Genomic DNA, 20,493 nt, shown 5'->3' on the forward strand with positions numbered 1-20,493 from the left:
AATGACGCCTCCTAGTACAACGTCGCCCTGACCCGCTCCGGCAGCGCCTTGTCATAGGCCTCGCCGTCGAACGCTTCCGTGGCCGCCCGCGCCGAGATGTCGCGCAGGATCGTGCCGGCGCTCGGTAGCGAGCGCTTGTCGACCTGTGCCGCCGGGTTCCAGAGATCGGCCCGCACCACCGCCCGCGAGCATTGGAAGTACGCGGCTTCGACGGTGACCACGATCACGCAGGCCGGCAGCTTGCCCGCCATTTCGAAGCGCGCGCACAGCTCCGGGTCGGTCGAGAGCACCGCTGTGCCGTTCACACGCAGCGTTTCGCCGTAACCAGGGATCAGAAAGAGCATTCCGATTCGATTGTCGGACAGAAGATTCTTCAATGAATCCAGTCGGTTATTGCCTCTTCGGTCCGGAATCAGCAGCGTTTTCGCGTCGCTGACCGTGACAAAGCCCGGCAAATCCCCGCGCGGCGAGCAATCCAGGCCGTCAGGGCCGTTGGTTGCGAGCACGAAAAACGGCGAGGCCGCGATCAGAGCGCCATAGTTGGCGTCGATGTGGTTGATCTCCTTGAGGACCGAGGCCGGCGCGATCGGGTTCGGATAGAGCGCCGCGAGCTGCTCGGGCGAGGTGATGCGATGCGCGGTCATGCCAGCCTCCGAAGATAATAAGTCTAGACTATCTGACGCCGTATTGAGAATCTAGCGGACGCGTGTGACGAGCACACCCGGCACGAAGAAAGTCCCCGATAGCTCTGAAGCGCCAGGCCTTGAACGGCAGCCAGTTTCATGGCTGCTAAGTCCGAGGAGGCGATAGATGCACATCCTCTTTGTCGACGAATCGGGAACTCCGCCCAAGCCCACAGCCGATTTTTCGCGCCAAAAGTACTTTGTGATTGGCGGCGCGATTGTTCACGAGAGCGCCTGGCAGCGCATGCGCGACAGTTTGCTAGGTCTCAAGGCACGACGGAAAATCCGCGGCGAGCTTAAATGGCGCTATTTTGCACCGGGAAATGACGATATTCGCAATCCATTGCGGGGCGTGTCGCAGCCTGATCGAGATGCGATTCGGACGGAGGTTTCCATCTGATCAATACTGATCCGGGAATTACCTGCCTAGCCTGTGTAGCCCATGCAGAGGCTGCATATCGCCACGAAAGTATCAAAAGCACAGATGATTTGTACCACGCGACCTACAAACCCGTAACTGAGCGTTTTCAGTACTTCCTACAGGATTTTGGAAGAAGTGCTCATCTCAAGGAACACGGAATTGTAGTGTGTGACCATCGAGGATCTGCTGACGATAAGCGGCTACGCCAGCATCATGACAAGCTTCTGTACTCTTCCAGCGAATTTACCTCCCGCTATAAAAACCTAGTGGAAAGTGTGTTTCTGCAGCCATCCAATCTGAGTGTGGGAATTCAGTTGGCGGATTTGGTAGCTGGAGCCGTCTGGCGAAAATTCGAGAAAGAAGACGACCGCTGGTTCCGTTTGATCGAAGGATCATTCCGTAAATCAAAAACGGGACAAACCGCAGGCTACGGAATTGTCAGACTACCAAAAAATGCAAAAGAAGACGCCGGGTGAGACCGCAGTCTCAACGTGCAAGATGACGCACTCCCGGCTGACAAAATGTAATATGCCCAGCACGTCTTGACAAGCACATGCGTAAGTGACTCTGACGATTCGCTTTTTTCCAGAATCGCGATTCGTTCTCGATTGGCAAGTGTGCGAATCGCTGAACAAACAAAACGCCCCGCACCTTTCGATGCGGGGCGCCTGATTCACGTGAAACGCAGAGCGCGTATCAGTCGTCGGCGTTCTGGCGCTCGCGGGCCTTCTCGGCGTCGCGCTCGGCCTTCAGCTTCTCGGTGATGTCCTCGCCGGTGGCCTGGTCGACCACCTTCATCGACAGGCGCACCTTGCCGCGCTCGTCCATGCCGAGGAACTTGACCTTGACCTTGTCGCCTTCCTTGACGACGTCCTGCACCTTCTGGACCCGCTTGGGAGCGAGCTCGGAGATGTGGACGAGGCCGTCCTTGGCGCCGAAGAAGTTCACGAAGGCGCCGAACTCCATGACCTTCACGACGGTGCCGTCATAGATCATGCCCGGCTCCGCCTCGGAGACGATCGACTTGATCCACTTGATCGCCGCTTCGATCGACTTGCCGTCGGCCGAGGCGATCTTGATGGTGCCGTCGTCCTCGATGTTGACCTTGGCGCCGGTCTTCTCGACGATCTCGCGGATCACCTTGCCGCCCGAACCGATGACTTCGCGGATCTTGTCGACCGGAATCTTCATCGTCTCGATGCGCGGCGCATATTCGCCGAGCTGGCTGCGCGAGGCCGAGAGGGCCTTGCTCATCTCGCCGAGGATGTGCTCGCGACCGCCCTTGGCCTGGCCGAGGGCGACCTTCATGATCTCCTCGGTGATGCCGGCGATCTTGATGTCCATCTGCAGCGAGGTGATGCCAGCTGCCGTGCCGGCCACCTTGAAGTCCATGTCGCCGAGATGGTCCTCGTCGCCGAGGATGTCGGAGAGCACCGCGAAGCGCTCACCTTCGAGGATCAGGCCCATGGCGATGCCGGCGACCGGCGACTTCAGCGGCACGCCCGCATCCATCAGCGCCAGCGAGGTGCCGCAGACGGTGGCCATCGAGGAGGAGCCGTTCGACTCGGTGATCTCCGAGACGACGCGGATCGTGTAGGGGAACTCCGACTTCGCCGGCAGCATCGGGCGGATGGCGCGCCAGGCGAGCTTGCCATGGCCGATCTCGCGGCGGCCGGGCGAACCCATGCGGCCGGTTTCGCCGACCGAATAGGGCGGGAAGTTGTAGTGCAGCAGGAAGGTCTCTTTGTAGGTGCCTTCCAGCGAGTCGATGAACTGCTCGTCATCGCCGGTGCCGAGCGTGGTCACGACCAGCGCCTGGGTCTCGCCGCGGGTGAACAGCGAGGAGCCATGGGTGCGCGGCAGGATGCCGGCCTCGGCGACGATCTTGCGGACGGTCTTGACGTCGCGGCCGTCGATGCGGACGCCGTCGTCGAGGATGGTCCAGCGCACGACCTTGGCCTGGGCTTCCTTGAACTGGCCGCCGACCTGCTCCTTGGTGAAGGTGGTCTTGCCGTCCGGCTCGGCCGAGACGAGCGCCTGGACCTTGGCCTTGGCGGCGTCGAGAGCCTTGTAGCGCTCGGCCTTGGTGGTGATCTTGTAGGCAGCGCGGAGATCCGCATCGACCAGCTTGAGGACCGCGTCGAGCACGACCGAGTTGTCGGCCGGCACGTAGTCGCGCGGCTCCTTGGCGGCCTTCTCGGCCAGGCGGATGATCGCGTCGATCACTGGCTGGAAATGCTTGTGGCCGAACATCACGGCGCCGAGCATGATTTCCTCGGAGAGCTCCTTGGCCTCCGACTCGACCATCAGGACGGCGTCCTGGGTGCCGGCGACGACGAGGTCGAGCTGCGATTCCTTGACCTCTTCGATCAGCGGATTGAGCTTGTAGGCACCGTCGACATAGCCGACGCGGGCAGCGCCGACCGGGCCCATGAAGGGCACGCCCGAAAGCGTCAGGGCGGCGGAAGCGGCGACCATCGCGACGATATCGGGATCGTTCTCGAGGTCATGCTGCAGGACGGTGACGACCACCTGGGTGTCGTTCTTGTAGCCTTCGGCGAAGAGTGGGCGGATCGGCCGGTCGATCAGGCGCGAGACCAGCGTCTCCTTCTCGGTCGGGCGTCCCTCGCGCTTGAAGTAGCCGCCGGGGATGCGGCCGGCCGCGAAGGTCTTTTCCTGGTAATTGACGGTGAGCGGGAAGAAGTCGAAGCCCGGCTTCGGCTCCTTGGCCGAGACGATGGTGGCGAGCACGACGGTCTCGCCATAGGTGGCGAGCACGGCGCCGTCGGCCTGGCGGGCGATCTTGCCGGTTTCGAGCACGAGCTTGCGCCCGCCCCAGATCAGCTCTTCGGTCTGAACATCGAACATAGGATTTTCTTTCGGTCGGATGCGATCCGTCCGGCGTCGATCGTGCCCATGGGCAAGACGGCTGAACGTCCGGGATGTGCTCGCGGGAAGCGCGCCCGGGCGCTCGGCGATCCTGCCATGGACGTCACTGACGCCGGCGGATCATGCGGGAAGCCGCCCCATGCGGTTGCCGCATTGAAGGGGGAACGTCGCGTCATTGCGGCGCTCCCGGATTGAGGCCGTCGATATGGCCCCTAGCAGAACCGCCCGGAGCAGCGAGGCACCGGGCGGAAATTCGGTTCGATCAGCGGCGGATGCCGAGCTTCTCGATCAGGCTCTTGTAGCGCGCTTCTTCCTTGCCCTTGAGGTAGTCGAGCAGGGAGCGGCGCTGCGAGACCAGCTTGAGCAGGCCGCGACGCGAATGGTTGTCCTTGGTGTGGGACTTGAAGTGGCCGGTCAGGTTGTTGATGCGCTCGGTGAGGATCGCGACCTGGACTTCCGGCGAACCGGTGTCGTTCGGCTTAGTGGCGTGCTCTTTGATGAGCGCGTTCTTGCGCTCGGCAGTGATCGACATCGTCATGTCCTTTGGTTCGGTGTTGATCTGGCGGGCCAGGCCGGGATGTCGTCCAGCAAGGTCCGAAGCCCGCATCCACTTCATCGCGGAAGGGATGCGCAGCCGGCCATCGGGCCGGCTGCCCGCGCATATACACGAAACTGGCGGAAAGGCTAGGGTTCTAGCGTCGTGGTGCGGAGAAGAGCATGCAGCAGATAGAGGAAAGACGCGCCGTACGGGCACTCATCCTCACACCGGACCGGGAGATCCTGCTCTTTCGCTTGCGGCCGCCTGGAGAAACGCGGTGCTTCTGGATCGCGCCGGGCGGCGGGCTCGATCCCGGCGAGACGATCGAGAACGGCCTGAGGCGCGAGCTCCGTGAAGAGCTCGGGCTGGTCGATTTCCGGATCGGTGCGCTCGTCTGGCGCCGCCACCACACCTTCGACTGGGGCGGCCGCCGGATTTCGCAACGCGAGGAATACCGCATCGTCGAGGTGGCGCGCTTCGATCCCGTTATGACCGATGAAGTCGAAGCGCAGAACGTCGTCGAGCATCGCTGGTGGCCGATCGCCGAGTTGCACAACGCCCCTGAGCCACTGACGCCATTGAGCCTGTCGGCGATCCTGACGCGATATCTCGCCGAGGGCGCGCCCGATCCGGTGCCGCACGGGGAAGTGCTGGTCGACGACGCGCCGGCCCGCTGACTGCGGAACCTCTGCCGGCGCCGCAGGTTGACTCGCCGCAGGTTTCCAAATCCGGGGGTCGCGTAGCATGCCCGCCATGTCGAAGGACCGTCTCATCGCCGCGCTCGGCGCCCAGCTCCGGGCCGAGCGCGAGACCCGCGACGCGCTTGCCGAGGTGATCGCCAATGGCCAGCTCGACCGGGAGGTACTGCTGGCGATCCTCTCCGATCCCGTGCGGGTCGTGACCCGCGACGAGATCGTTCGGGCCGAGGCCTGGCTGCGCGGCTTGCCGCCGGCCTTGCCCATCCGGCCCAGGTTGAGGGCGGCCTGATGGCGCCCCGGCCGGCCTGGAAGGGCTATCTCAAGCTCTCATTGGTCTCCTGCGCCGTCGAGCTGACCTCTGCGACCGACCACAGCGAGAAGGTCTCGTTCCGCGTCATCAACCGCAAGACCGGCAACACCGTCCGGCGGCAATATATCGATAGCGTCAGCGGCAAGCCGGTCGATCCCGACGACGAGGTCAAGGGCTACGAGATCGGCGGCGACGAATATCTCCTGATCGAGGAGGACGAGATCGACGCGGTCCAGATCGAGAGTTCGCACACGCTCTCGATCGAGCAATTCGTCGATCGCGCCGCCATTCCGCAGATCTATTTCGACCAGCCCTATTATCTCAGCCCCTCCGACGAAGTCTCGGAGGAAGCCTTTGCCGTCATCCGCGAGGCGATGGCGAAGCAGAAGAAGGCCGGCATCGCCCGGATCGTGCTTTATCGCCGCGAGCGGCCAGTGATGATCGAGCCCTTCGACAGGGGGCTGCTGCTGACCACGCTGCGCTACGACAAGACCGTGCGCCAGCCGGACGAGATCTTCGATGGCCTGAAGAAGGGCAAGCTCGACGAGGAGCTGGTCGATCTCGCCACCCATATCATCGACAAGAAGCAGGCGAAGTTCGATCCGAGCGGCTTCGAGGACCGCTATGAGGAGGCGCTGCTCGAGCTGATCGCGGCCAAGCGGAAGGGCAAGAAGCCGCCGGTGGCGAAACCGGCAGAGCGCCCTTCCAATGTCGTCAACCTGTTCGAGGCGCTGAAGAAGAGCCTCGGCGAGGAGAGCGGCTCGTCGGGCAAGTCGTCGCCTCGCGGCAAAAAGGCATCGAGCGCGCGCAAGCCGACAAAAAAGCCCGCTTCCGGCAAAGCCAGAAAGAGCGCCTGACGCGCGTCGGAGGGCGCCATGGCCAATCTCGACCTCTATCGTTCGAAGCGTGACTTCAGCCGGACTCGCGAACCGAAAGGTGCCGCCAGCCGCCGGAAGGCTGCACAGGGCGGCGGCGCCTTCGTGATCCACAAGCATGCTGCCCGCCGTCTCCACTACGATCTCAGGCTCGAGCATGACGGCGTGCTCTGGTCCTGGGCGGTGACGCGCGGGCCGAGCCTTGATCCCGGCGAGAAGCGCCTCGCCGTCCATGTCGAGGATCATCCGCTCGAATACGGCGCCTTCGAGGGCACCATTCCTGAAGGCGAATACGGCGCCGGCTCGGTCGTCGTCTGGGACGAGGGCAAATGGATTCCCGAGGGAGATCCCGTCCGCGGCATGGAGAAGGGCCATCTTGCCTTCGCGCTCGAAGGCCACAAGCTCGGCGGCCGCTGGCATCTCGTCAGGCTGAAGCCCCGCCGTGGCGAGAAGCGCGATAACTGGCTGCTGATCAAGGTCGACGACGATTTCGCCCGCGATGACGAGGACATCCTGGAGGCCGCGCCCGATTCGGTGAAGTCCGGCCGCAGCGTCGAGGAGGTCGGCGAGGATCCCAAAGGCGACGTCTGGTCGACCGATGAGAAACCCGCGAAGGGCCGTCAGGCCAAGGCGGCCAAGGCCAAAGCTGCCGCAGCAAAGCCAGACAGCGAGCCGCTGCCGCGCTTTATCGAGCCTTGCCTTGCGACCTTGCAGGACAAGCCGCCGGCAGGTGATGCCTGGCTGCACGAGGTCAAGTTCGATGGCTATCGGCTGCAGGCCCGAATCTCTGCCGGCAAGGTCAAGCTGCTGACCCGCACCGGACTCGACTGGACGGAGCGCTTCGGCGAGCGGATCACCGCTGCACTCGCGGCGCTGCCTTGCGACACCGCCCTGATCGACGGGGAGGTCGTGGCGCTGGGCGAGGACGGCATCTCCTCCTTTTCGGCGCTTCAGGCCGCATTATCGGAGGAGAAGACTGCGAACCTCGTCTTCTTCGCCTTCGACCTGCTGCATCTCGACGGCGAGAACTTGCAGCGCGAGCCGCTGCTCGCCCGCAAGGAGCGGCTGGAGGAGCTGCTGCAAGCTGCGGGGCCGGATTCGCCGCTGCGCTATTCCGAACATTTCATCGAGCCGGACCAGACGATGCTGCGCCATGCCTGCCGCATGGGGCTGGAGGGCGTGATCTCGAAGCGCGCCGAGGTACCCTATCGCAGCGGCCGTGGGCGCGACTGGATCAAGTCGAAATGCACCCAGCGCCAGGAATTCGTCATCGCCGGCTATGTCCCGTCGAAAGCCTCGCGCAACCAGCTCGGTTCACTCGTCCTGGGCTATCACGAGGATGGCGAACTGAAGCCGGCCGGCCGCGTCGGCACCGGTTTCACCCGCAACTCGGCCGCTGCGCTGAAGAAGAAGCTCGACGCCATCGCTACGAAAGCCTCGCCCTTCCGGGGCGACGCCGGCCGCGAGCGTGGTATCGTCTGGGTGAAGCCTGCGCTCGTTGCCGAAATCGCCTTCGGTTCCTGGACGGCCTCGAAGACCCTGCGGCACTCGGCCTTCCTCGGCCTGCGCGAGGACAAGCCGGCCGGCGAGGTGATCGAGGAGAAGCCGGTCAGGGCCGGGGCGAACAAGGCGCCAGCCGCGACGAAGGGCAGGCGCAAGGAGGAGGCAGGACCGGAGACCACCGTGACCCTCAGCAATCCCGACAAGCCGCTCTGGCCCGATATCGGCTTCACCAAGCAGGACCTGCTCGACTACTACGCCGGCGTCTGGGAGCGCATGGCGCCGTTCGTCATCGAACGCCCCTTGAGCCTGCTGCGTGCGCCCGATGGCGTCGGCGGCCAAGTCTTCTTCCAGAAGCATGCCGGCGCCGGGCTGCACAAATCCGTCTTTAGGATGAAGGACAAGGATGGCGAGGAGCTGCTCTTCATCCGCGACTTCGACGGGCTCGCCGCGCTCGTCCAGCTTGGCACCGTCGAGGTCCATGTCTGGGGCGCCAGGATCGACGCGATCGAGACGCCCGATCAGGTCATCTTCGATCTCGACCCCGACCAGGGCGTGCCGATGGAGCGCGTGCGCGAGGCGGCACTGACGGTCCGCCAGCGGCTGGAGGAGCTTGGTTTCGAGAGTTTCCTCAAGACCTCCGGCGGCAAGGGTTTCCACGTCGTGCTGCCGCTGCAGCCCAAGGCGGATTGGGACGAGGTCAAAAGCTTCGCCCGCGACTTCGCCAAGGCGATGGAGCAAGCCGAGCCGAAGCTCTACACCGCGACCCTGTCGAAGAAGGCGCGCAAGGGCCGCATCTTCATCGATTATCTCAGGAATGGCCGCGGCTCGACCGCGATTGCGCCGTTCTCGACACGGGCCCGCCCCGGTGCCGCGGTCGCCATGCCGGTGGCCTGGGAGCTGCTTGAGAAGGGTCTGGCGCCCGATGCTTACAAGGCGCCGGAGGTGACGAAGAAGGGCCCGCCTGACGATGCCTGGGCCGCATTCTTCAAGCCCAAGCGGTCCTTGAAACGCTGATCAGGCGGCGATCTCGCCGCGGTCATAGCGGCGCTGCGCCTCTTCCACCTCGCCGATATGGGCCTCGGCCCATTGCGTCAGCGCTGCGACCGTTCCCGCGAGCGTGCGCCCGAGCGGCGTCAGCGAATACTCGACCGTGACCGGCACGGTCGCGAAGGCGCGGCGTGAGATCAAGCCGTCGCGCTCCAGGCTCTTCAGCGTCTGCGACAGCATTTTTTGCGAGATGCTATCGATGCGCCGGCGCAGTTCGTTGAAGCGCAACGTCTCCTGCTCGAGCAGGATCAGGACCAGCACCGCCCATTTGTCGCCGATCCGGTCGAGCACCTGCCGCGTTGGGCAGCGGGCATCGAATGCATCGGGGCGATACAGCATGGCGGTTTCCATCAGGTGACCTTGTGGCGTGAAAGTGCCTTCTTGAGCGAAAATCGCATAACTGCCATCTGGTGTCCATTGGGATGTAGGTTCCCAACAGATACCAGGGATGATCACCATGAAGATTGCTCTCATCGGCGCCACCGGCTTCATCGGCTCGCGCCTGCTCGCCGAATTGACCAGCCGGGGCCATCAGGTCACCGCCATCGTCCGCAATCCCGAGAAGGTGCCGCAGGGTGCCGGCGTCGCCGCCAGGAAAGGCGATGTCTACGACAAGGACGGGCTCGCTGCCCTGCTCGCCGGCCATGATGCGGCGATCAGCGCGGTGCACTACACCGCCAGCGATCCGGCGATGCTGCTGGCGGCGGTGAAGCAGTCCGGCGTGAAGCGCTATCTCGTCGTCGGCGGCGCCGGCAGCCTCGAAGTCGCGCCCGGCGTGAAGCTGTTCGACACCAAGGAATTCCCGGCGATCTATCTCGACGAGGCCAGGAAGGGCGGTGCCTATCTCGACCTGCTCAAGGGCGAGAGCAGCCTCGACTGGACCTTCCTCTCGCCCTCCGCCCTGATCGAGCCGGGCGAGCGCACCGGCAAATTCCGCCTCGGCAAGGATCAGCTCCTGGTCGACAATAATGGCCAGAGCCGGATCTCGGCTGAGGACTACGCCATTGCCCTGGTCGGCGAACTGGAAAAGCCGGCGCATTCGCGCCAGCGCTTTACGGTCGGCTACTGAGACGGGACGCTGGGTCCCGTCTCAGCGTTGCGTGAGCTTACCGGTCAGACTGAATCAGTCTGGCCGGGTCCAGCTGCAGGGTCCGGAGGAAGCGCTTCTCGCCGAAGGCGAGCTGGCCGCGGCGCAGTTCGCCGCGCCAGACATGGCCTGCGTCGCTCTCGAAATAGAGCTGCGACGCATCGACCTCGTAGCGCCCGCCATGGCTCGGGGTCTGGTCGCGCTGCTTGCCGAAGCGGCCATTGGGCCGAAGATCGAGCCGGACGGCTCCGTCCTCGCTGACCCAGCGGCCGAGCACGGCGCGCTCGGCCTTGCTGAGCGGCTCGGGCAGCTCGAGATCGATCTCGAGCGGACGAACCGACGGCTTGGCCGGGACGATGATCGACGCGATCGCGCCGAGCGACTGGAAGACCTGGCTGAAGGGCATGATGATCTCCTTTCGTTCAGGTTGTTGGGCGGTGCTGATAGCGCCGCCTATGACAGGAATATGTCAGTAGCAACCGGCGCGGGGCGCCAGGGCGTTCCGCCCCTGGGTCCGTTGGTCGACGACGCTGCCGGTATGCTGGGACAATGCATCGGAGCGAGCATGGAGCGGTAGACCGATCCGCCACGATCATTGCCTGATCCTCCAGCGTTGCAGTCCGCCCATGGCAAAGCCACCGTACTTCCTTATATGAAAGTCCAGGCAGTCGGATGGCCTTGGCCAACCGCTATGGAGACCGGTGCATGCCCCAGGTCCAGGAACTCGCCGCACTGATCGCGCGCTTCGCGCCGACCGACGGCGTCCACGAAACCGCGATCCCGCGCTTGAAGGTCGTCCGTCTCTCGCAACCGAGCGAGCCGATGCACGGCCTGCACGAGCCGGCGCTCTGCATCATCGCCCAGGGCGCCAAGCAGGTGATCCTGGGCGACCAGATCTATCGCTATGACGCCGCGCATTGCCTCGTCGTCTCGCTCGATCTGCCGGTCATCGGCCAGGTGATCGAGGCGACGCCCGACAACCCCTATCTCTGCGTCAAACTGGAGCTGGATCCGGCCGCCATCGGCGCTTTGATGCTGGAATCGGCGCCTGCCGCCGAGCGGGAGGTACCGCCTGGCCCGGGTGTGACGGTCAGCCCGATGACGCCGGCCTTGCTCGATGCCGCGATCCGCCTGACCGGCCTGCTCGCCACTCCCGCCGACATTCCGGTGCTAGCGCCCCTGGCCGAGCGCGAGATCCTCTATCGCCTGCTCACCGGAGAGCAGGCGGCGCGTCTGCGCCAGATCGCCGTGGCCGAGAGCAAGCTGCAGCAGGTCAACCGCGCCATTGGCTGGATCAAGCGCAATTACCGCAAGCCGTTCAGCGTTGAGATCGTCGCGGCCGAGGCGCGGATGAGCACCTCGGCGCTGCATCTGCATTTCAAGGCTGTGACGGCGATGAGCCCGCTGCAGTACCAGAAACAATTGCGCCTGCAGGAGGCGCGCCGGCTGATCCTGGCCAACGCACGCGACGCGGCGTCCGCCGGCTTCGAGGTCGGCTATGAGAGCCCCTCGCAGTTCAGCCGCGAATACAGCCGCCTGTTCGGCGCCCCGCCGCTGCGCGATGTCGCGCGTTTCCGCGGCGGAGAGCCGGTCTACAGCGGCTGACCGGGGTCAGAACTCCTCCCATCCGGCATCGCTGGCGCGGCCGTTGGCGGCCTTTTTGGCCGGCGCGGCCTTGCTCTGGGCGAAGGCGGCCTCGGCAAGCTGGCGCAGGCGTTCCGGCTCGGGGTCGTGACCGCTGGCGCGATCGGCCGGGGTTGCCGCATGGAGCGGGGCGCCGGCGCGCGCGGGAGCCCGGGCTGCGGGCCTCGCGGCCGGGCGCGAAACGGAGCCGGCGGAGCCTTGCGCCGTCATCGCTCCTGCGGCGAGGCCGTTCCCGGTGCGGAAGCTCGCCACCAGCGTGTTGAGCTCGCCGATGCGGCCGGTGAGTGCGCCGGCCGAGGCGGCGCTCTGTTCGGCGAGCGCGGCGTTGGCCTGCGTCATCTCGTCGAGATGGGCTACCGCTTGGCTCATCTCGTCGATGCCATGCGCCTGCTCGGCGGAAGCCGCCGAGATCTCCTGGATCGTGCCGGTGACCTTCTGCGAGGCGGCGAGGATCTTCTCGAGCGAGTCCCCGGCCCGGCGCACCAGCCGCACACCCTGCTCGACCTCGGTGTTGGACGAGGAGATCAGGCCCGAAATGTCCTTGGCGGCCTCGCCCGAGCGCTGGGCAAGGGTCCGGACCTCGCTGGCGACCACGGCGAAGCCCTTGCCGGCATCGCCGGCCCGGGCCGCTTCCACCGCCGCATTGAGCGCCAGCAGGTTGGTCTGGAAGGCGATGTCGTCGATCACCCGGATGATGTCGGAGATCTTGCGCGAGGCCTCCTCGATCCTTGCCATGGCGCTGACCGCCTCGCCGGCGATGGCACCGCCATCCTGCGCCACCTTCATCGCCTCCTCGGCGATCGCAGCCGCCTGGCGGGCGCCCTGGGCGGAGGCCTTCACAGAGGCCGCCAGCTCCTCGGTCGTCGCCGCCGTCTCCTCGAGCGAAGAGGCCTGTTCCTCGGTTCGTTTCGACAGGTCATCGGCGCCCATGTTGATCTCGCGCGCCGCGATCCCGACCTCCGAAGCCGTCGCCTGGATCGTCGAGACCGTCGCCGAGAGGCGGTCGACGGCTTCGTTGAAATCGGCGCGGAGCTGCTCGTAGTGCTCCGGGAAAGCGTCCTCGATCCGGCAGGTCAGGTCCGCCTGGGCGAGGCGCTCCAGCCCGGAGGCAAGCGCACGGACGATCGCCTCCTGCTGCTGGGCATGGTCGCGCTGCTGCTCGGCCGCACGCTCCCGCTCGGCCTGGTTGCTGCGGCGCTCGGCGTCGCTGCGCTCCGACTGCGCTGCGGCTTCGGTCTCCAGCCGTGCCTTCTCGATGGCGGCCTCGCGCAAGACAGCGACGGCATCGGCCATTGCCGCGACCTCGTCCCCGCTGCGCATCCTTGGCGGCTCGCTCGCAAGATCGCCGGCAGCGAGCTTCAGCATGGTTTCCTTGAGCTGACCGAGCGGCTTCAGCATCCGGCGCGTCAGCCAGAACAGCAGCACGCCGCCGATCAGGGCAATCACCAGGCCGGCGATGATGTTGTTGCGGATCATCTCGTCGATGACGGTGAGGAAATCCGCCTGCTTGATGCCGACATAGAGGATGCCGATCACCGCATTGTTCGACTTCTGGATGATCGGCTCGTAGATGGTGAAATAGGGCACGCCGAGGATATCGGCGGCGCCGGAATAGGTCCTACGCTCCTTGAAGACGGCATCGTAGGCGGGGCCTTGCGCCAGCTTGGTGCCGACCGCGCGTGAGCCATCCGGCTTCTGGACATTGGTCGAGACGCGGGTGTCGCCCATGAACACGGTGGCGGTGCCGCCGGAGAGCGTCTTGACCTTGTCGACCGCAGCGAAGTTGCCGTTCACCAGCTCGGAGCCGAAATAGAGTTTGTCGCCGTCGAGCCGCGGTTCGCCCTTCGACGTCAGGACGTCGCGCAGCAGGTTGCTGTTGACGATCAGGCTGACCTGCGCCCGTTCGCGCATCGCGTTGTCGGCCGCCCGGATCGACAGGATGACAGACGCAGCCACCGCGGCGGCGACGATGACGACCCCGAGGATTGCGAGCCGGTTCGAGATGGGTAGCCAGAGCGAGGCGAGCTTCTTCACGAGCGGCTCCTTGGGTTTGCCGGGGCAGGCTGGCACTCAAGGAGGTCGGGAAACTGGTAAATTTCGTTTTAAAGCGGGTGGTTTTGGCTTGAAAACCACTGTTTTTAGCGCATTTTTCGAGCGAACCCTGAACGGGTGCGTGTGACCTGGAATCCTGCTCGCCTAGAGGTTGAAGACGCGATGCGGCACGAACTCGCCCTGTGTGATTGAGCCCGTGGCGATCAGGACGCCGCCGCTCACCGCGTAGACGGCAGCCGCTTCCAAGGGCGCGTCGCGGCCGCGCAGGAGCACGCTCTGGCCACGTTTCAGCCGAAGCGCGGCGTCGCGATGGATCACGATCTCCGGGATCAGCGCCAGCGCCGCGGACACGGGCAACAGCGCTTCCGTAGCGCTTTCGCTGTCGCGCAGAGTCTCCACCGTTGCCGCCTCGGCCACCGCGAACGGGCCGACACGGGTGCGGCGCAGATGCGCGACATGGCCGAGGCAGCCGAGCGCCAGACCGAGGTCGCGGGCAATGGCGCGGACATAGGTGCCCTTGCCGCATTCGGCCTCGAAGGTCGTGGTCGGACCGTCATGGCGGACGATGCGCAGCGCGGTGATCTCGACCGGGCGCGCCTCCAGCGTCACCTCCTCGCCATCGCGGGCGAGGTCGTAAGCGCGCTCGCCGGCGATCTTGATCGCCGAGAACTTCGGCGGCACCTGCTGGATCGTGCCGGTGAAGCGCGGCAGCAGGGCTGCGATCGCCGTCTCGTCGGGCCGCAGCTCGGAGGTCGCGACGACCTTGCCTTCGGTATCGTCGGTATCGGTCTGCGAGCCCCAGGCGACGGTGAACTCATAGGCCTTGCGGCCATCCATCACGAAGGGGACGGTCTTGGTCGCCTCGCCGAGCGCGATCGGCAGGAGGCCCGACGCGAGCGGGTCGAGCGTGCCGGCATGGCCGGCCTTCTTTGCCGCATAGGCGCGCTTGACCACGCTGACCGCATGGGTCGAGGTCATGCCGACCGGCTTGTCGAGCACGACCCAGCCATGCACGTCGCGCTTCTTGGGGCGCGGCGGCCGGCCGCCACCCGCCTCTGCCGGGCGGTTCTCGTCAGTCGTCGTCATCGTGCTTGTCTTGCTGGTCGGGTTTCTGGTCGATGCGCAGTGGCTGCTTCAGGATGTCCTGACGCACCTTGTCCGAATAGAGCAGAGCATCGATGCGCTCGGCCTCGGCGAAGCTCTCATCCTGCAGGAAGCGGACATTCGGCGCGTATTTGAGGTTCACGCGATGGGCGATCTCGCCGCGGATATAGCGCGTATGAGAGGCCAGTGCCTTCAGCACCGGCGCGATGTCCTGACCGCCGAGCGGCATGATGTAGCAGGTCGCGAGCTTGAGATCGGGCGAGAGCCGGACCTCCGGCACGGTGATGACGTGCTTGGCCAGCACGTCGTCATGGATATCGCCGCGCGCCAGCATCTCGGCGAGCGCATGCCGGATCAGCTCGCCGACGCGCAATTGCCGCTGCGAGGGCCCAGAGCCCTGTGTGTTGGGTTTCTTTGCCATGGTTCTCGTTCTCCGGGATCGGACCGGACGGACGGGTTTGAAACGTCATGGCCGGGCAAGAGCCCGGCCATTTGTAGGTATCCGGGGAGGAAGCGCGCCGGTCAAAGGCTGCGCTTGATCTCCTCGACGCGGAAGCACTCGATCACATCGCCAGCGCGCATGTCCTGGTAGCTCTCGAAGGACATGCCGCACTCCTGGCCGGCGACCACTTCCTTGGCGTCGTCCTTGAAGCGCTTGAGCTGCGCGAGCTTGCCCTCGTGAACCACGACGCCGTCGCGGATCAGGCGGACATTGGCGCCGCGCTCGATCGTGCCGTCGGTGACGCGGCAGCCGGCGATCTTGCCGACCTTCGAGACGTTGAAGATCTCGAGGATCTGCGCATTGCCGAGCATGGTCTCGCGCAGGGTCGGCGCGAGCAGGCCCGACATCGCATCCTTCACATCATCCATCAGGTTGTAGATGATGCTGTAGTAGCGGATCTCGACGCCGGCCCGTTCGGCCGCCTCGCGCGCTTCCTTGTGAGCGCGCACGTTGAAGCCGATCACCACCGCGCCCGAAGCCTGGGCCAGCGTGACGTCGGATTCGGTGATCGCGCCGACGCCGGACGAGAGCACGCGGGCGCGGACCTCGTCGTTTCCGACCTTCTCGAGCGAGCCGACGATGGCTTCCACGGAGCCCTGCACGTCGCCCTTGACGACGAGCGGGAACTCCTTGCGGCCAGCGCCTTCCTTGAGCTCGCGCATCATCTCGGCCAGCGAGCGGCCGGCGCCCGAGCCGGCGCCGCGGGCGGCGAGACGGTCGCGCTTCTGGCGCTCACGATAGTCGGTGATCTCGCGGGCCCGCGCTTCGGACTCGACGACCGCGACGCGATCGCCGGCTTCCGGCGTGCCATTGAAGCCGAGCACTTCGACCGGCAGCGACGGTGCCGCTTCCTTGATCTGGGCACCTGTATCGGAGATCAGCGCGCGGACGCGGCCCCATTCGGCGCCGGCAACGATGATGTCGCCGGTGCGTAGCGTGCCGCGCTGGACCAGCACGGTCGCAACCGGGCCGCGGCCGCGGTCGAGCTTGGCCTCGATCACCGTGCCTTCGGCGGCGCGCTCGGGGTTGGCCTTGAGATCGAGCACCTCGGCCTGCAGCGCGATCGCGTCGAGCAGCGTGTCGAGCCCCTGGCCGGTCTTGGCCGAGACCTCGATTTCCAGCGTCTCGCCGCCGAGCGACTCGACCTGGATCTCGTATTGCAGCAGCTCGGAACGGACCCGATCCGGGTTGGCGTCGGACTTGTCGATCTTGTTGATCGCCACGATCAGCGGCACCTTGGCCGCCTTGGCGTGGTTGATGGCCTCGACCGTCTGCGGCATCACGCCGTCATCGGCCGCGACCACCAGCACGACGATGTCGGTCACCTTGGCGCCGCGGGCGCGCATCGCCGTGAAGGCGGCGTGACCGGGCGTGTCGATGAAGGTCACCTTGGCACCAGCCGGCGTCGTCACCTGATAGGCGCCGATATGCTGGGTGATGCCGCCGGCTTCGCCCGACACGACATGGGTCTTGCGGATCGCGTCGAGCAGCGAGGTCTTGCCGTGGTCGACATGGCCCATGATGGTCACGACAGGCGGACGCGAGACCAAGGTCTCGTCGGTGTCCGGCGTGTCGAACAGGCCTTCCTCGACGTCGGATTCGGCGACGCGCTTGACGGTGTGGCCCATTTCCTCGGCCACGAGCTGGGCGGTGTCGGCGTCGATCACATCGGTGATCTTGTGCATCGCGCCCTGCTTCATCAGCAGGCGGATGACGTCGACGCCCCGCTCGGTCATGCGGTTCGCGAGTTCCTGGATGGTGATCGTCTCCGGGATGATCACCTCGCGCATCACGCGCTCCTTGGCGACGTCCGAGGCGCGATGGCCGGTCATGCGCTGCACACGGCGGCGGAACGAGGCGAGCGAGCGGGTCCGCTCGTCGTCCCCGCCCGTGGCGGTCGACAGCGTCAGGCGGCCGCGCGGCTTCTCGCCGACTTTCGGAGTCTTCGGAGCCGGTGCCGGGGCGCCACGGGGGGCGCCGGGCGCTCCGCCGGGACGCCGGAAAGCGGGACGCGCCTCACCATCATCGGGACGGCTGCGCGGCGCGCCGGAGGACGGCGCCTGGCGGGTCGGCCGGGCGACGACCGGCTCGGCGGTCGCATTCGGATCGGGACGAGGGCCGCGCGGCGCATCCGAGCGCGGCGGACGGAAATCGAGCCGCGGCGGGCGGGCGCCGACATCGCGGGATGGCGGGCGCGGCGAGCCATACTCGCGCGATTCACGCGGCTCGCGCGGGCCGGACGGTGCCGGGCGCTGCTGTTGGGCATAGGGCTGCTGCGGCGCGGCCGGCGGAGCGGCTTCGCGCGGTGGCGCAGGACGGGGCGGCGCAGCCTCTTCGCCCATGCGCTGGCGAGCGGCGCTCTCGGCCCGGCGCTTGTGCTCGTCTTCCTGACGGCGGCGATCTTCCTCCTCGCGCTGGCGGGCCTGGGCGGCCTCGCGCTCGGAGCGTTCGCGGGCTTCGCGGGCGGCGCGCTGGCGTGCCTCGTCCTCGGCGCGGGCACGAGCCTCCGCCTCGACCGCGCGGGCATCGGAAAGGGCACGCTGGCGCGCATCTTTCTCGTCGTCCGAGAGCGTGCGCAGCAGCATGCCACTGGCTGGCCGATTGGCCTGCGGTGCCGGCTGGGGCGCCTGCGGCCGCGGCGGCGTCGGAGCCTGAGGTGGCTGGGGCGCGCGGGCGACCGGCGCCGGAGCGGGCTCGTGGCCGCCGACGCGGCGCTTGACCTCGACGACGACCTGCTTCGAACGCCCATGCGAGAAGCTCTGACGAACCGTGCTCTGTTCGACAGGGCGCTTCAGCGACAACGTCTTGGGAGGCGTCACGCTCAAGGTCTTGTCGCCGGGTGTCTTGGTGTCACTCATTCCGCTTTCGGTCCTGCCGGTTCGGTCTTCGTCTGATCTCGCGCATCGGATTCGACCGGGTCGATAAACGCCGTTTCGCCAGCATCGTTCGTCCTATAGCGGACGAGCCGACGCCAGCGCGCGAGGAAACCCTCAGTCGCCGGACCCGGAGCAAGCGCTGCATGTATCACATGCTCACGCCCGAGCGCCAGTTCCAGTTCGGCCGCGGCGAAATTCGCCACGACCGGTATCTCTTTCGGCATCGGCGCCCGCCGCAGCGCCTGGCCGATCTTGCGTTTGCCGTCCTCGGCGCCATCGCTGGCGGCGATCACCGCCGCAGCACGCCCGGCCTGGGCCAGCGCCTCGACCTTGGCGAAGCCGCTGACGACGAGGCCGGCCTTGTTGGCCATCGCCAGCGCCTGGACCGCATCCTTGGCCAGCAGAGCGTCGACCTCGGCCGAAAGCTCCGGCGACACCGTGACCTTCGTCTTCAGCGAGCGCTCGAAAGCGCGCCGCTTCACCGCCTCGCGGACGGCAGCCTCGCTGAGCGAGACCCAGACGCCGCGTCCCGGCAGCTTGCGCCTGATGTCCGGCACCAGCACCTCGCCGGGGCCGACCACGAAGCGGATCAGATCCTCCGGCACCCGTGCCTGGCGCGTCACCGCGCAGGTCCGCTCCGGACCTTCTCGTTCGGCGCGCCGGCTCAGGCCTGCGACTCCTCGGCTTCAGCCTCGACCTCGGCTTCCGGCTCCGGCGCCTCGACCCAGCCCGCCTTGATACGGGCCGCCATCACGATCGCCTCGGCGTCCTGCCGCGACAGGTCGAAACCGTCGAGATAGCCGGAATGGCGGGTGGTCTCGCCATCCTTGCGCTCGGTCCAGCCGACTAGATCGTCGGTGGCGCAGCCGGCGAGATCCTCGACGTTCTTCACATCGTTCTCGCCGAGCGCGACCATCATCGCGGTGGTGATGCCTTCGACCTCGCGCAGCTCATCCTCGACTCCCAGCGCCTTGCGCTTGTCATCGAGCTCGGCCTCGACCGCGGCCAGATACTCCTGGGCGCGGTTCTGGATCTCGGCAGCGGTATCCTCGTCGAAGCCCTCGATCGAGGACAATTCGCTCGGCTCGACATAGGCGACTTCCTCGACCGAGCGGAAGCCTTCCGAGGCGAGCAGCTGGCCGACGGTCTCGTCGACGTTGAGCGCGTTCATGAACAGTTCGGTGCGCTGCACGAACTCCTTCTGGCGGCGCTCCGATTCCTCGGCCTCGGTCAGGATGTCGATGTCCCAGCCGGTGAGCTGCGACGCCAGGCGGACATTCTGGCCGCGGCGGCCGATGGCGAGCGAGAGCTGCTCGTCCGGCACCACGACCTCGATCTTGTCGGCTTCCTCGTCGAGCACGACCTTGGCGACTTCCGCCGGCTGCAGCGCGTTGACGACGAAGGTCGCGACATCCGGTGACCACGGGATGATGTCGATCTTCTCGCCCTGGAGCTCGCCGACCACGGCCTGCACACGCGAGCCGCGCATGCCGACGCAGGCGCCGACCGGATCGATCGAGGAATCGCGCGAGATCACGGCGATCTTGGCGCGCGAGCCCGGATCGCGGGCCACGGCCTTGACCTCGACGATCCCGTCATAGATCTCCGGCACTTCCTGGCCGAACAGCTTGGCCATGAACTGCGGATGGGTGCGCGACAGGAAGATCTGGGGTCCACGCGGCTCGCGGCGGACGTCGTAGACATAGGCGCGGGCGCGGTCACCGACCTTGAAGGTCTCGCGCGGGATCATCTCGTCGCGGCGGATGATCGCCTCGCCGCGGCCGAGATCGACGAAGACATTGCCGTATTCGACGCGCTTGACGGCGCCGTTGACGATCTCGCCGATGCGATCCTTGTACTCGTCATATTGCCGGTCGCGCTCGGCCTCGCGCACCTTCTGCACGATGACCTGCTTGGCCGACTGGGCGGCGATGCGGCCGAAATCGAAGGGCGGCAGCGGATCGGCGATGACGTCGCCGACCTGGGCGGCCGGATTGTGGCGCTTGGCCTCGTCGACGGTGATCTCGACGGCACCGTTCTCGACGAGGTCGACGACCTGGAGATGGCGCGCCAGCCGCAGTTCGCCCGACTTCGGGTTAATCTCGGCATGGACGTCGGTCTCGGCGCCATAGCGCGAGCGCGCCGCCTTGGCGATCGCATCCTGCATCGCGTCGATCACGATCTGCCGGTCGATCGACTTCTCGCGGGCGACGGCGTCGGCGATCTGCAACAGCTCGAGCCGGTTGGCGCTGACGGCCATGGCG

General features: G+C 66.2%; 19 protein-coding genes. 8 read left to right on the forward strand and 11 right to left on the reverse strand.

What is annotated here, in order from left to right; all coding sequences use genetic code 11:
• Positions 1-11: 11 nt before the first annotated feature.
• The gene (locus AC07O0_RS14745) at positions 12-644 is read right to left on the reverse strand and encodes a pyridoxamine 5'-phosphate oxidase family protein (protein WP_494624312.1); all 633 of its coding nucleotides are present in this window, start codon (positions 642-644) and stop codon (positions 12-14) included.
• Between the two features lie 166 nt (positions 645-810).
• Here AC07O0_RS14745 and AC07O0_RS14750 point away from each other — a divergent pair, with 166 nt between their 5' ends.
• Together AC07O0_RS14750 and AC07O0_RS14755 are read left to right on the forward strand one after the other, a co-directional pair.
• Positions 811-1,083: a DUF3800 domain-containing protein gene (locus tag AC07O0_RS14750; protein ID WP_494624314.1), complete on the forward strand. Its 273-nt coding sequence runs from the start codon at positions 811-813 to the stop codon at positions 1,081-1,083.
• An 89-nt stretch (positions 1,084-1,172) separates the two neighbouring features.
• Positions 1,173-1,580, forward strand: a complete 408-nt coding sequence (locus AC07O0_RS14755) for a DUF3800 domain-containing protein (protein WP_494624316.1) — start codon at positions 1,173-1,175, stop codon at positions 1,578-1,580.
• 220 nt (positions 1,581-1,800) lie between these two features.
• Here the strand turns inward: AC07O0_RS14755 and pnp are convergent, their stop codons facing one another.
• Both pnp and rpsO read right to left on the reverse strand, forming a co-directional pair.
• A complete protein-coding gene (gene pnp, locus AC07O0_RS14760) occupies positions 1,801-3,972 on the reverse strand; it encodes a polyribonucleotide nucleotidyltransferase (protein WP_494624318.1) in 2,172 nt (723 codons plus the stop codon).
• A 283-nt stretch (positions 3,973-4,255) separates the two neighbouring features.
• Entirely contained in the window at positions 4,256-4,525 is a 270-nt protein-coding gene (gene rpsO, locus AC07O0_RS14765) for a 30S ribosomal protein S15 (protein WP_454028858.1), read from the reverse strand.
• 185 nt (positions 4,526-4,710) lie between these two features.
• On the opposite strand from rpsO, the gene AC07O0_RS14770 reads away from it, so the two are divergent.
• The 4 genes from AC07O0_RS14770 to ligD all read left to right on the forward strand — a co-directional run bounded on the left by AC07O0_RS14770 (position 4,711) and on the right by ligD (position 8,931).
• Positions 4,711-5,208, forward strand: a complete 498-nt coding sequence (locus tag AC07O0_RS14770) for an NUDIX hydrolase (RefSeq protein ID WP_494624321.1) — start codon at positions 4,711-4,713, stop codon at positions 5,206-5,208.
• 76 nt (positions 5,209-5,284) lie between these two features.
• On the forward strand, positions 5,285-5,518 hold the full coding sequence (locus AC07O0_RS14775) for a hypothetical protein (protein WP_494624323.1): 234 nt from the start codon (positions 5,285-5,287) through the stop codon (positions 5,516-5,518).
• A complete protein-coding gene (gene ku / locus AC07O0_RS14780; RefSeq protein WP_494624325.1) occupies positions 5,518-6,396 on the forward strand; it encodes a non-homologous end joining protein Ku in 879 nt (292 codons plus the stop codon). Before AC07O0_RS14775 ends, ku begins: the two co-directional genes overlap by 1 nt.
• Positions 6,397-6,414: 18 nt before the next feature.
• Positions 6,415-8,931 carry a DNA ligase D gene (gene ligD, locus AC07O0_RS14785; protein WP_494624327.1) on the forward strand — a complete coding sequence of 839 codons (2,517 nt, stop codon included), beginning with the start codon at positions 6,415-6,417 and terminating at the stop codon, positions 8,929-8,931.
• Here ligD and AC07O0_RS14790 read toward each other — a convergent pair whose 3' ends face one another.
• On the reverse strand, positions 8,932-9,303 hold the full coding sequence (locus AC07O0_RS14790) for a winged helix-turn-helix transcriptional regulator (protein WP_454028863.1): 372 nt from the start codon (positions 9,301-9,303) through the stop codon (positions 8,932-8,934).
• A 118-nt stretch (positions 9,304-9,421) separates the two neighbouring features.
• Between AC07O0_RS14790 and AC07O0_RS14795 the strand changes: the two genes are divergently transcribed.
• Positions 9,422-10,033: an NAD(P)-dependent oxidoreductase gene (locus AC07O0_RS14795; protein WP_494624329.1), complete on the forward strand. Its 612-nt coding sequence runs from the start codon at positions 9,422-9,424 to the stop codon at positions 10,031-10,033.
• Between the two features lie 37 nt (positions 10,034-10,070).
• On the opposite strand, the gene AC07O0_RS14800 is transcribed toward AC07O0_RS14795, so the two are convergent.
• On the reverse strand, positions 10,071-10,457 hold the full coding sequence (locus AC07O0_RS14800) for an Atu4866 domain-containing protein (RefSeq protein WP_494624331.1): 387 nt from the start codon (positions 10,455-10,457) through the stop codon (positions 10,071-10,073).
• A gap of 299 nt (positions 10,458-10,756) precedes the next feature.
• On the opposite strand from AC07O0_RS14800, the gene AC07O0_RS14805 reads away from it, so the two are divergent.
• On the forward strand, positions 10,757-11,656 hold the full coding sequence (locus AC07O0_RS14805) for an AraC family transcriptional regulator (RefSeq protein WP_494624333.1): 900 nt from the start codon (positions 10,757-10,759) through the stop codon (positions 11,654-11,656).
• 6 nt (positions 11,657-11,662) lie between these two features.
• Here AC07O0_RS14805 and AC07O0_RS14810 read toward each other — a convergent pair whose 3' ends face one another.
• From AC07O0_RS14810 to nusA, 6 genes are all read right to left on the reverse strand, one after another.
• Positions 11,663-13,729: a methyl-accepting chemotaxis protein gene (locus AC07O0_RS14810; RefSeq protein WP_494624335.1), complete on the reverse strand. Its 2,067-nt coding sequence runs from the start codon at positions 13,727-13,729 to the stop codon at positions 11,663-11,665.
• 162 nt (positions 13,730-13,891) lie between these two features.
• Positions 13,892-14,833, reverse strand: a complete 942-nt coding sequence (truB, locus tag AC07O0_RS14815; protein ID WP_494624337.1) for a tRNA pseudouridine(55) synthase TruB — start codon at positions 14,831-14,833, stop codon at positions 13,892-13,894.
• A complete protein-coding gene (gene rbfA, locus AC07O0_RS14820) occupies positions 14,820-15,272 on the reverse strand; it encodes a 30S ribosome-binding factor RbfA (RefSeq protein ID WP_494624339.1) in 453 nt (150 codons plus the stop codon). Before rbfA ends, truB begins: the two co-directional genes overlap by 14 nt.
• A 101-nt stretch (positions 15,273-15,373) precedes the next feature.
• Positions 15,374-18,211 carry a translation initiation factor IF-2 gene (infB, locus tag AC07O0_RS14825; protein WP_494624341.1) on the reverse strand — a complete coding sequence of 946 codons (2,838 nt, stop codon included), beginning with the start codon at positions 18,209-18,211 and terminating at the stop codon, positions 15,374-15,376.
• Positions 18,208-18,897 carry an RNA-binding protein gene (locus tag AC07O0_RS14830; protein ID WP_494624985.1) on the reverse strand — a complete coding sequence of 230 codons (690 nt, stop codon included), beginning with the start codon at positions 18,895-18,897 and terminating at the stop codon, positions 18,208-18,210. The genes infB and AC07O0_RS14830 overlap by 4 nt, the downstream gene beginning before the upstream one ends.
• Entirely contained in the window at positions 18,894-20,489 is a 1,596-nt protein-coding gene (nusA, locus tag AC07O0_RS14835) for a transcription termination factor NusA (protein WP_454028871.1), read from the reverse strand. Before nusA ends, AC07O0_RS14830 begins: the two co-directional genes overlap by 4 nt.
• Positions 20,490-20,493: the final 4 nt, after the last annotated feature.

The sequence above is a fragment of the Allobosea sp. GW821-FHT10B12 genome, assembly GCF_059415545.1.